Origin of the sequence: Malaciobacter halophilus, assembly GCF_002837275.1 — a bacterium.
Lineage (GTDB): Bacteria > Campylobacterota > Campylobacteria > Campylobacterales > Arcobacteraceae > Malaciobacter > Malaciobacter halophilus.
Genome location: NZ_NXIF01000038.1, coordinates 72,756 through 84,010 on the forward strand (window position 1 = coordinate 72,756; position 11,255 = coordinate 84,010).

Sequence of the window (11,255 nt, forward strand, 5' to 3'; positions counted from 1 at the left end):
GGATAATTATGGGTAATATGCTAAAAGAAGTAACTTTTCTTACAGTAAAAAATTTAAAAGATGAAGATATTATTTTACCTAGTAAGTATTCAAAAGTATTTGAAAACTATGCTAATAATTTAAAAGTAAACTTAGAAGATGAGAATGTAGTATTTGAAGACTTGTATGAAGATAGTACAAATGTCCAAAGTATAGTAAAACAGACAAATGATAACTTAAATATTTTACATCAATCAACAAATGATGCAAGAACTGCTATTTTAAATAAAGATGATAAGTCTCTTGAAAATATATATAATGAACTTGCAAATATGAAAGAGCAAATTAACTTTTTACAAGAAGAGCTTTTTTCTGATAGTCTTACAAAAGCATATAATAGAAAATGGTTTATTCATCACTATTTAAATGATGGATGTTTTGTAGAAGAGGGGACACTTGTATTTCTTGATATAAATGACTTCAAAACAATAAATAATACCTATGGTCACTTGATTGGCGACCAAATACTTAAATACTTTGTAAATTATTTAAAAAAAGAGTTGGATTTTAGTGGAGTTAAGATTTTAAGATATGCAGGCGATGAGTTTATAATAATATTTAACGAAGAAGCATCAAAGTCTTTAGATATTGAGCTTTTATTAAAACAGATACAAGATAAACTTTCTCATCAAAAACTAAAAACAGCAAAAGTTAGAAATATACAGTTTTCTTTTGCATATGGATTATCAAAATTTCAAAAAGATGAAAAATTGGAAGATGTTTTACTAGTAGCTGATGAACTTATGCATAGAAATAAAAAGATAAGTATATAATTTTAAGTTTTCTTTTGATAAAATTCCAACCTATTATAAGCGCGTCTGTGGCTCAACTGGATAGAGCTCCCGGTTTCGGCCCGGGTGGTTGTGGGTTCGAATCCTACCAGGCGTGCCATTTATCCAATATATCCCAAGAAATCGGACTTTAACAAAGTTAAATCAGTAAAAATTACAACTTATTTACAACTTTTTAAAGAATATCTAAAAACTGATTCTGAATTTAACAGAAATGCCGTAATAGGTACAAAAGAAGTTATAGAAGAATTGACTGCAAAAGAGGTTGCAAATTTTAACAGAGGTAGGTCAATTATTAAGGATGGAATTTCATCACAAAAGGATTTAATTCAAGTGCCTTTTATTTCTCAAAATCAACATTTAGCATTAGTCAAGGCATTTGATTATCTAAAATAGTTTGAACAGGAGAATAAGCAACTCCGTTGCTTTTCTCTGTTCTTCTTGTCTTATTTAATAAAAAGTATCAGCAGAATTAAATTAATTATATTTTATTAATAAATATAAAAATAATTAGGATACAATTTCTTTAATTTCATTATTAATAAGATTTTTAATGGTTTTAATCTGTATATCTAAATCTAAAATTCCACTGTCTTTATTTACTTTTTTATCATCTTCTTCAAATTTGTCAGGATTAAAATTCAAGATATGATTGATATATGTATCTTTGTGATTAGAGTAAAGTTTTGCTATCTTTTTTTGTTTTTTATCTTCAAATTTTGGTAAATGTAAAAAATTCCAATATTTTGTAGAAAAACTGCCTCCATTACCACCAACAGCAATAGCATCAATAATTCCTTTTTCTCTATACCAATCAAGCATACATTTTAAAAATATGCTCTCATAATCTTTTTTATTTTCACCTCTTAAAATAGTACCATGATAATTTGTTGTAAGTTTTCCTACTTGATGAGTTAAAATATGACTTCTCCCTTTTTCAAAGCCTTCAGCACCAAAAATAATATCACCATTTTTTACTTCAATTAAGTTTCTACTATTTCCAAAATATATAACTTTACTTATGGTTCCATATTTTGTTATATGTGTGGGTAAAAATAGTTTATAGAAGTTATGTTTTTCTTTATCTGAATAGATACTTTTTCCTATTACTGATACTGCTAAATTTTGTCCTCTGATAGAGTAGAACCCTAAATTAGTAATTGTATCACTTCCATTTTTATAATTTTTAATAAGATGTTCTATCTTTTTAAAGTTTTCCGTATATAATCCTGTATCAAATCTATTGTTTTCAATTAAGTCATTAAAGGTAAGCAGTTTATATTCAAAACTGTTAGACTTTTGATTCTCTTTTAGTTCATTTGAAATGATTTCATTAATTGAGTAAAACTTATCTCTTAATAATCTTTCTTTTAATATATATGATTTTGTGAGCATGGAAATTTTCTTGATAAGTGATTTCTTTGGAATAGGTATTTTTGAATACTTATAGGCATCTTTTGAATGTCTAATTGTAGCACCTTTAGGTGTCATTAAATCAATCTGTTCTTTAAAAAATGAACTTTTCATAATTCCTAAAATATCGATATTATGTAGCAATTCATTAATATAGGAAATCTACTTCCCCATTTACTATTTTCTAATCTATAGCATATTGTTGAAAAGAAGGAATATAATGTTTCAGAATAACCAAACTCTATCCAATCTGAATATATCTTAAAGCCAACTACTTTCATTATTTCTCCATCTTAATATTTAAATGTTATATCTTCTGGTTTAATTTTATTTCCAGTTCTTTCTATAATTTCATTTCTTTGCCTAGCAGAGGTAACTTGTCCCCTAAAATCATGTGAGAAGCAATAAAAATTGATAATCATAAAAAGTTAAAAAGTGCCTATGAAAGTAATATTTAGATTAATTTTATTAAAAATTATATTTTCTAATATACAATAACATACTGTTGAAAAAAAGAATAAAGACTCTCTAAATATCCAAACTCTATCCATGTCGTATCAACTTTAATTCCTATATTATTCATTTTAACTTTATACTTTTGAGAATGAAAGCTTTTTTAATAAATCCAATCTAACTTAATAAAATGCTCATATAAATTTTTATCTAAACAAGCATCGTTAATAAGCTCTTTAAATTCACTTAATATACTTTCTTTTATCTCTCCATATTCATTATAAATTATGTTCTTATTTGAAATAGTAGTAATCCATAAGTTTAAAAGAGTAAGAAACTCTTCAAAATTATTTGAAATCAATATTAAATCCCAGTTCCCTGTACCATGAATACTACTATAAATTTTTTTTGTTTTAAGATTATAAATTATTGGATCAGATGAAGCATATCCTATTACTAACCAATTTTTATTCCAAGAAGGAATAGGTTTATTTGTATTTGAATCTATGCTATATCCTATTTGACCATCTAATAATTCATTTACATTATATAAATACAAATTTTCTATGAACCATCGAATCTGAAAGAATTCTAAATGCTGAAACCATTCTATTATTAAAGAATCATTACTTAATATTTTAAAGATTTCTTCTTGTAGTAAATTCTTTTCAACAGAAAATTTTATATTAAAACTTACATCTATTTCTTTTTTAAACAATTTTATCATTTGATTATTCATTAATTAGCCCTTTTTATCATTTTTTTTCTGTCTATCAACCTTCCACTTGAAATTCCAGTGACAGAATACCTAATTATTATTTCTATTATCTTTCACTTTAGGTCCGGCTTTTTTTTACTATAATCTATCCTTGTTATTGATTGGATCTTAGCATAAAACTCTTCATCTCCACAAGGTTTCTATGTTCTTGTTTTCTCTTTTATTAATTTTATTTCTGTATCCTCTTGTAAAAATCTTTTATAGTTTGATATATTATCTATAACTTCACAACTTGATAACAATCTATCTTTTTGAATATATTTTAATCTATATTTTACACTTGATTATTTATAATCCCATGGATACTTTACCATACCTGCTTTTGCTGGATTTTGTTCTACATATTTTAATGCATATAAAAAATGATCCTCATCTAATGGAGTAGAATAGAACCTTTCTTGAAAGAAATGCCCTTTTACTTTTTGTTCAAAGTTTATCTTTTTTGTGTACAATCTATGAGTCTCTCCTATTGCTTTTGAAAGAGACTCTTTATTTTTAGGAATAGCAATCAAATGCACATGATTTGTCATAAGACAGTATGACACTACTTTTAAACCATGTATCTTGCATTGAGTAAAAAGTAGTTCTTTATAATGTTGATAGTCTTCATCTTTAAAAAAATGTTCATAGAGCGAACACCTCTTTGTGTAACATGATGGGGTAGATTTGGTATTACTATTCTTCTTATTCTTGCCATCTTTTATTCTCCCTTTTTTCTGATATAAAAAAGTTTACAGAAATAAAATGGCTTTAGAAAAAAGTATTACAATTTGTAATTATATATCCTGTCCCCGGAATTTTATTCTTCTTCAATTTCAATTATATAATCTAGATAATAAACTATAAATTTTTCGAATGATGAGAATTTTTTTTCTATTTCTCCATTTGCAAAAACAATTAATACCTCTCCACTTTTATTGTTAAATAAAAGCATTTCACCAGAAAGGTTCTCACCAAAAATAGTTGAATTTTCCAAATGTATAAGGCTATTTGAATATACACTGAAAGAATTTTCAGGCTCTTCCCATAAGTGTAAGTAGTCTTCTAAAACTAAACCCCACCCAAATTCTTTTATAAATGTAATATAACTTTCTGGAAAATTCATGCTTTTTAACCTATTAATTTCTTCTTCAGTAGGTTTTAGTTCCCCATCATAATATTCTACTAACTTTTCTAGTTTTATTTTTATTGATTTTATATCTAACATATTCATTCCTCTTTATTAATTCCCATGCAAGTGTGCATTTTTATTGATTCTGTTTGATGAATACTACCTTGATGTGTATTTTGACCTTTATCATTTTTACCTCCTCTCAGTGGCATCATATTCCACCATTCATGAGGTCCACCATTTTGTTTTTCAATTATATGATGTAAATCATAATTTACTATCTTACCATCTTCTCTAGTATAAGTTGGCCATTTTTGACCTGTATTTTCTTCCCATTCTCTTCTTAGTCTTTTTTTAGTACTTGCTTTGTTAAAGTTTTTTATATGTAATGTATATTCTTCATCAGTTAACTTTTTATATTTTTTCCCTTTTAATGCATTATTTAATAAATCTTTTTGTTCTGATGATATTTTCAAATTTCCAATTTTCTCTAAATCTTTTGCATATGCTTTCACATCTTTTGATAATGGTGTTCCTGCCAGATTATCAAATTTTTTATCATCAATTTTAGAAGCAACCTTAGTCTTTTTATTATTAAGTTCAGTCCAAATAATCAAATCAGCAGCAGCCATTGCTTTTTCAGCTATTGATGAACTTGGATCTAATATCGTTGAACCATCTTCTAAAATATCTGCAATTTCATCTAAGCCTATATCTTTAAGCTTATCTTTTGTGATTTTACCTTCTATCTTCTTAATTTTTCTTGCTATTTTAATAGCCGTAGTAATAAGTTTTAAAGAGTTATTCTCAACATTACTTTGACCTATTTGATTAGATATATTTAAATCTTTATCACTTTGATTTGGTCTTGCAATTTTATTTACAACAGTAGAGGTAAGATTTGCTACAAATTTTGTTCTTGCAGATAGTTCTTCTTCTGATATCTTATTCGTTAATACATCATCCATATAATGATTAACCATAGCTTCTGCCGTAACATGTGAAACTGCCGTTGATATTGCACCAGAAGTGAAATCACCACCTTGTAATTTTGCAACGGTTCCACCTAAGATTGCATGTGTAACTGTTTTAGGAGGAAGTACATCTTTATAAGCAGAGTTTTCTGAATATAATTCATGTCCAATATATTTAAAAGCACTATCAACTATTAATGCATTCACAAATCCATTTTTAAAAACCGTTCCATTTATTGCACTATTTACACCTGATTTAATTGTTGCATCAAGTGTTACTTTTGCAATTTTTGTTCCAACTTCTCCTAAGTTTAACTGGTTTAATTTATCAAGTTCAGTTAGCCCTTGTGCATAACTAAGTACTCCTGCTGTTACTGCACTTTGTATCATAGATTTTGCATCAAGCTTTAAACTATTTCCTGTAATAGCTGAAGTTGCTGCCGCACTTATCATTTGTGAAACAACAGCTCTTGTTGCTGCTTTTAATGCTGTATTTGAAATACCTGCGGTAAGTTCTGAACCTGCACCATAAGTAAGATATGTAGCTACTGCTTGAACAATTAAAGCTCCCATACCACTTAATGTTTTAGTTTTTGTATGCCACTCTTTACTACTTGTTTTACTAATATGATTTGTTCATTTGTAAGTTCACCTTGAGAAGATAGTATTTTTATTAAGTTATCTGCAGTTAGTTGATCTGTTATATCTTTTTGATTAAATATTAGTTTGTTATTTACTTCAATAGTTGCTGGAACTACTGTCTCTTTTATTTTTCCTTTTGTTTCAATAGTTGCAACTAGAATTCCACCTTTATTTGAAAAATTAATTTCAAAACATTAACATTTTCAAAATATCAAGTTTATAATTTATTAAATATTTAAAGTGAAGCATATTTAAATTAAAACATTGAATTATTGAAAAATAGTTTTAAAATATGTTTTCAAAATATAATTTTTTGAGGGTATCTGTTCGGTTTGGTCTGGTTTGGCTTAGTCTGGTCTGACTATGTTCGATAAACTATTAAATATTTTGAATAGAATTATAATCACATTCAAATAAAAATCTATGGGGATATGCTCCTTCAAAATCTTTGTCATTTGTTGTAATTAAAATTCCAGTTTCATCAACTTCAATAACTTCACAAATAGATTTTTTCCCAAAGTTCTGACTAACTTCTAAGTCTAAAATCTTATCACCTATTTTAAGTTGTTTCATTTCTTGTTGTGTCATTAGTAAATCCTTTATTTTTATTTGAAATATAATAACTAAATATTATTTAATATTTTAGGATTTTAGTTAATTCTGATATAATATTACAACATTATTACAACAAAATTAATGTTTTTACAACAAGATTACAACAATAAGGAAAATTATGATGTATGAAAATCCCCATCAAATCGGAATTATTGGCTTAAATGGAATGATTAAGGAATTTCCTACCAGGCGTGCCATTTTATAATTATAGATTTACGATTTTAATATAATATCTAAGACCAAAGCTGTAGTTTTGGCAAGTGTGAAACTGCTTTGATTATATCTGTTTTAGATACTATCCCTACTATTACATCTTCTTCATTTACAACTGGAATTGCATCTATTTTAAAATCTAGCATTATTTTACATACACTTCTAATATCTGCCGTTGGGTCAGCAGTTATAACTTCTTGCAAGATTAAATCTTCTAGTTTTCTATTTAGTACTGCTTTATGATTTTCTATATCTTCTATAAGTAGATTTAAGATAGTTTTTTTATTTATTATGCCTATGATTTTTTTACCAAAAGAGACGATAGGGATATGACTCACACTCTCCTCTTTTAGTTTCTCATAGGCTTGTTCTACAGTGACTTTATTATCAATGTAGATTATATCTTTAGTCATAATATCTTGGACTTGATAAACCTCTTCAGATGTGTCAAGGTTAGCCATCTTTTTGTAAGCATTTACTGCTTTTTGATTTTGTTGGTTAGTTTGCTTATTCTCTTTTTCATGGTCTAAGTAGTCTTGAAATAGTGTGTCATCATCAGGTTTAAGTCTAACTTCTGATGGAGCATCTAAGTTTTTTAATTCATATAAGTTATCGGCTGTACTTCTAAAGCCTACGCTTCCATTATTATATATAGCAAACATATCTTATCCTTTATATAACTGATATATAATATCATATTTGATTTAATGATTATTTAATGAAGAAGTTCACTTTAACTTATATAAACTCTATTTCTTCCCTCATTTTTTGCTCTATATAAAGCTTTATCACACCTTTGAAATACCTTCTGAATATTATCATTATTTTTTACTTGCGTTACACCAAAACTACAAGTTATATTTCCTGCTTTTTTATGTTGTGTATTTTCTACAAGTTTTCTTATGTCTTCACATACTCTTTTGGCTATATTTATATCTGTTTGTTTCATAAGTAGTACAAACTCTTCGCCTCCCCATCTTGCAAAAAAATCATTTTCTCTAATATTTTCGTTTATTGTATTTGCAATCATGATTAAAACTTCATCACCTATTAAGTGACCATGTGTATCATTAAAACTTTTAAAAAAATCAATATCTATTACACTAATACAAAAACTATTATTTGTTCGTTTGAAGTTTTTGAACTCTTTTTCAAATGACTCCTCAAAACAGTTTCTATTATTTACTCCTGTAAGACCATCGATATAGGCTTTATATGAGATTTCTAAACTTCTTTCTTGCAGGATTGAGATATTTGCAAAGCTTAAGATATATCTATTTTCTTCCTTTTCTACTTTATCTATATTAAGATGAAAAGCTTTAGGATTAAAGCTTTTATCTAAAAGTAAAACAACTTTTCTAAGGGTAGTAGTTTCATTGAATTTTGCCAAAAACTCTTCTTTATTATTTCCATGAAGATACTCATCATGTTTGATAAAAATATCAAATAACTTATCATATCTTAAAAAAAGTTCTTCTTTTTTTGAGATATTAAAAAAATCTAAAAAAGATTGGGAAGCATAGAATATATCTTTAAAATCAGTCAATAAAATAAGATTGGATTGGTATTGTAAGATGCTTTCAAGTTTTTGTCTTTTTTTTATATTATTTACTCTTATACTATTTCTTTTAGCTATCTCTTCAAGTTTTTTTAATAACTTCTCTTTTGGGTCAGATTTTAATATATATCCATCTATATGAATATCAAAAGCTTCTAATAAACTCTTTGTATCATCATGTCTTGTTTTTATGATAATTGCTTGAAAAGGATTTAATTCTTTTATGGCTTTAGCCATTTGTAAACCAGATTTTTTAGGCATATCAATACCTGTGATGATTATATCAGGATTATGTTTTTTATAAAGTTCTAATCCTTCTTGTCCATCTTCTGCTAAAATAAGTTTTTTTATATATTTTGAAAAAAGTTTTACATAATCTTTTTGGGTTTTTATATCCTCTTCTACATATAAAACTTTTAAACCTTCAAGTAGGTCTATGTCCATATATTATCCTAAAGTTCTATCTTTTAGTTTTTATGGCATTGTATAATAATTAGAATTAAAACAAAAGTTATTTTATGGTAAGACTATGTTTCTTCCTGCATCCTTTGCATTATATAGTTGTTCGTCAGCTTTTTTGTATAGTTCATCTAAACATTTTATTTCATCTGCTTTTGTACAAATATATCCAAAAGAAGCAGTTACATAAGGTGAGACTTTATTTTTTTCATGGGGGATTTCTAACTCTTCTATACTTTTTTTGATTTTTTCTAAGAATTTTTTTGATTTTTGACAATCTATATCTTTGAAAACAATACCAAACTCTTCTCCTCCTAGTCTAAAGCAAAAATCATCGGCTCTATTTAAATTACTTTTTACTTGTTGAGTAACCTCTTTTAATACTCTATCTCCTTCAAGATGACCATAGTTGTCATTATATAGTTTAAAGTGGTCAATATCAAAAATAGAAAATGTCAAATATTCATTTTTCCTTTTTGCACTATTTATAAGTTTTGGCATAAGTTCATTAAAGTATCTTTTGTTGTAAGTTTTAGTTAGTTCATCTGTTATAGAAAGCTCTTCTAACTGTTTTTTTGTAGTAATATCCTCTTTTACTGATGTATACCCTATCTTTTTTTTATTTTCATCGTAAATAGGAGAGATTATAACTTTAACCCAAAATACACTACCATCTTTTGCTTTATTTTTTATCTCACCTTTCCATATTTTATCTTTACTTATCGTTTCCCAAAGTTGTTTATATACTTTGTTATCCATATCTTCATGTTTAACAATAGAGTGACTTTTGCCTATTAGCTCTTCTTTTTTATATTGAGAAACTTTACAAAATGCTTTTGATACATAAAGTATATTTCCCCTTAAATCTGTCGTTGCAGATATTATATTTTCATCTACTATTTCAATATAAGAAAGCAACTCTTTTTCTATTTTTTTTCTATTTTCAATCTCTTCATTCAATTTTCTATTTGCTCTTACAATTATTGTAATAATTACAAAGAAGATTAAACTTATTGCTCCTATCCATTTTAGAATATACTTATAATCCACATGGGTGTCATATTTTATTCCTACCCATTTATTTAATATTATTTGATGCTGTTCGTTTGTAATTGTCCAAAGAGTCTTTTCAAATATAGATTTCAACAAAGGCATATCATTTCGTATACCTATACTTAAATTCCAAGCTTTATTAAACTTACCAGAGATTTTTAATTCCCCAAAATAGTGTTGTTGTATTTGGTAACCTGCTGCTGTTACAGTATCAATAAAACCAAAAAGTTGGCCTTTTTTTACTCTATTTAATCCTTCTTTTAGATTTGGAATCTCTACAATATCTAAGTTTGGATACTCTAATTCTAATACCTCTTTAAAAGCATAATCTTTTACAATTCCTACTTTTTTATTTATCTTTTTTATATCAGCAATATATAGTTTTTCCATTTTTGTTACAAGTACCAATGGAATAGTAAGATAAGGCTGTGTAAAATCTAAAAAAGAGCTTCTTTTTTCTGTTTTCATAATAAGTGAGAAAATGTCACATTTTCTTTGTTTTCCGTACTCTAGTGATTGAGACCAAGAGTCGGTTCTAATTGTATTTATTTTTATATTTAGTTTACTTTCAATTAACCTCATATAATCAGAAGTAATACCTATATGTTTATCATTTTTAAATCTTTCTAAAGGCATCCAGTTTGGGTCTATACAGACATTAATAGTTTTCAATGATTTTAATAACTCTTTTTCTTCATTAGTTAGATTTGTAGTTAGTTTTTTATTTATAGGAAGGTTCTCAATATTTTGAGAAGAAGCATAGCAAAATAAGAAAAGGATTAAAAATAAAGCTTTCATAAGTTACTCCTGCTTTATTTTAACATAAAAAAGACACTTTATAAGCTAAAAAAATATATTTTTTATTATTTATACATTTGAAATAGGAACAGAAATAATAAAACAAGCACCATCATTACAATTTTTCATGCTAATTTTACCACCCATATTGTTTTCAATAATAGTCTTTGTCATATATAATCCTATTCCTGTTCCTTTACCTTCCTCTTTTGTTGTAAAGTATGGCTCAAATATCTTATCTTTTATCTTTTCACTTATCCCTTTTGCATTATCTTCTATTTGTACTATTGCATTCTCTTTTTGTTTATATACTCTTATTTTTACTTTTGCTTCTTCTATCTTTTTCTCTATTAAGGCA

The 11,255-nt window shown here is 26.5% G+C and carries 13 protein-coding genes and 1 tRNA gene; 3 read left to right on the plus strand and 11 right to left on the minus strand.

The genetic code is table 11. The annotated features are described in order from the left end of the window. Positions 1–8: 8 nt before the first annotated feature. From CP960_RS10230 to CP960_RS10240, 3 genes are all read left to right on the plus strand, one after another. A complete protein-coding gene (locus CP960_RS10230) occupies positions 9–812 on the plus strand; it encodes a GGDEF domain-containing protein (protein WP_101185326.1) in 804 nt (267 codons plus the stop codon). Positions 813–853: 41 nt separating this feature from the next. Continuing rightward, positions 854–930: transfer RNA gene (locus CP960_RS10235), tRNA-Arg, on the plus strand. Beyond that, the gene (locus CP960_RS10240; RefSeq protein ID WP_101185328.1) at positions 903–1,226 is read left to right on the plus strand and encodes a hypothetical protein; all 324 of its coding nucleotides are present in this window, start codon (positions 903–905) and stop codon (positions 1,224–1,226) included. Before CP960_RS10235 ends, CP960_RS10240 begins: the two co-directional genes overlap by 28 nt. A gap of 114 nt (positions 1,227–1,340) precedes the next feature. Here CP960_RS10240 and CP960_RS10245 read toward each other — a convergent pair whose 3' ends face one another. From CP960_RS10245 to CP960_RS10295, 11 genes are all read right to left on the minus strand, one after another. Beyond that, complete coding sequence (locus tag CP960_RS10245) at positions 1,341–2,357, minus strand: hypothetical protein (RefSeq protein ID WP_101185329.1); 1,017 nt, start codon at positions 2,355–2,357, stop codon at positions 1,341–1,343. 5 nt (positions 2,358–2,362) lie between these two features. Then, positions 2,363–2,524 (minus strand): Imm70 family immunity protein, encoded by a 162-nt coding sequence (locus tag CP960_RS14100; protein WP_101185331.1) that lies wholly within the window; start codon positions 2,522–2,524, stop codon positions 2,363–2,365. Between the two features lie 335 nt (positions 2,525–2,859). Further along, the gene (locus tag CP960_RS10255; RefSeq protein WP_101185333.1) at positions 2,860–3,435 is read right to left on the minus strand and encodes an SMI1/KNR4 family protein; all 576 of its coding nucleotides are present in this window, start codon (positions 3,433–3,435) and stop codon (positions 2,860–2,862) included. A gap of 323 nt (positions 3,436–3,758) precedes the next feature. Next, the gene (locus tag CP960_RS10260) at positions 3,759–4,178 is read right to left on the minus strand and encodes a transposase (RefSeq protein ID WP_101185334.1); all 420 of its coding nucleotides are present in this window, start codon (positions 4,176–4,178) and stop codon (positions 3,759–3,761) included. Between the two features lie 95 nt (positions 4,179–4,273). Next, positions 4,274–4,681 (minus strand): SMI1/KNR4 family protein, encoded by a 408-nt coding sequence (locus CP960_RS10265; protein ID WP_162919048.1) that lies wholly within the window; start codon positions 4,679–4,681, stop codon positions 4,274–4,276. A 2-nt stretch (positions 4,682–4,683) separates the two neighbouring features. Continuing rightward, entirely contained in the window at positions 4,684–6,132 is a 1,449-nt protein-coding gene (locus CP960_RS10270; RefSeq protein ID WP_101185338.1) for a DUF637 domain-containing protein, read from the minus strand. Between the two features lie 447 nt (positions 6,133–6,579). Next, entirely contained in the window at positions 6,580–6,789 is a 210-nt protein-coding gene (locus tag CP960_RS10275) for a hypothetical protein (protein ID WP_101185340.1), read from the minus strand. A 260-nt stretch (positions 6,790–7,049) separates the two neighbouring features. Further along, positions 7,050–7,691 (minus strand): CBS domain-containing protein, encoded by a 642-nt coding sequence (locus CP960_RS10280; RefSeq protein WP_101185342.1) that lies wholly within the window; start codon positions 7,689–7,691, stop codon positions 7,050–7,052. Positions 7,692–7,762: 71 nt separating this feature from the next. Further along, positions 7,763–9,031 (minus strand): diguanylate cyclase, encoded by a 1,269-nt coding sequence (locus CP960_RS10285; RefSeq protein ID WP_101185344.1) that lies wholly within the window; start codon positions 9,029–9,031, stop codon positions 7,763–7,765. A gap of 72 nt (positions 9,032–9,103) precedes the next feature. Beyond that, entirely contained in the window at positions 9,104–10,897 is a 1,794-nt protein-coding gene (locus CP960_RS10290) for a diguanylate cyclase (protein WP_101185345.1), read from the minus strand. A gap of 69 nt (positions 10,898–10,966) precedes the next feature. Next, the coding region (locus CP960_RS10295; protein ID WP_133121150.1) for a sensor histidine kinase at positions 10,967–11,255 on the minus strand (289 nt) is incomplete at its 5' end.

Excerpts from the sequence above, each read along its gene's own strand:
- CP960_RS10290 (WP_101185345.1), bottom strand. The coding sequence starts at position 10,897 with ATGAAAGCTTTATTTTTAATCCTTTTCTTATTTTGCTATGCTTCTTCT.
- CP960_RS10270 (WP_101185338.1), bottom strand. The coding sequence starts at position 6,132 with ATGGGAGCTTTAATTGTTCAAGCAGTAGCTACATATCTTACTTATGGT.
- CP960_RS10280 (WP_101185342.1), bottom strand. The coding sequence starts at position 7,691 with ATGTTTGCTATATATAATAATGGAAGCGTAGGCTTTAGAAGTACAGCC.
- CP960_RS14100 (WP_101185331.1), bottom strand. The coding sequence starts at position 2,524 with ATGAAAGTAGTTGGCTTTAAGATATATTCAGATTGGATAGAGTTTGGT.
- CP960_RS10275 (WP_101185340.1), bottom strand. The coding sequence starts at position 6,789 with ATGACACAACAAGAAATGAAACAACTTAAAATAGGTGATAAGATTTTA.
- CP960_RS10285 (WP_101185344.1), bottom strand. The coding sequence starts at position 9,031 with ATGGACATAGACCTACTTGAAGGTTTAAAAGTTTTATATGTAGAAGAG.
- CP960_RS10230 (WP_101185326.1), top strand. The coding sequence starts at position 9 with ATGGGTAATATGCTAAAAGAAGTAACTTTTCTTACAGTAAAAAATTTA.
- CP960_RS10245 (WP_101185329.1), bottom strand. The coding sequence starts at position 2,357 with ATGAAAAGTTCATTTTTTAAAGAACAGATTGATTTAATGACACCTAAA.
- CP960_RS10265 (WP_162919048.1), bottom strand. The coding sequence starts at position 4,681 with ATGTTAGATATAAAATCAATAAAAATAAAACTAGAAAAGTTAGTAGAA.
- CP960_RS10255 (WP_101185333.1), bottom strand. The coding sequence starts at position 3,435 with ATGAATAATCAAATGATAAAATTGTTTAAAAAAGAAATAGATGTAAGT.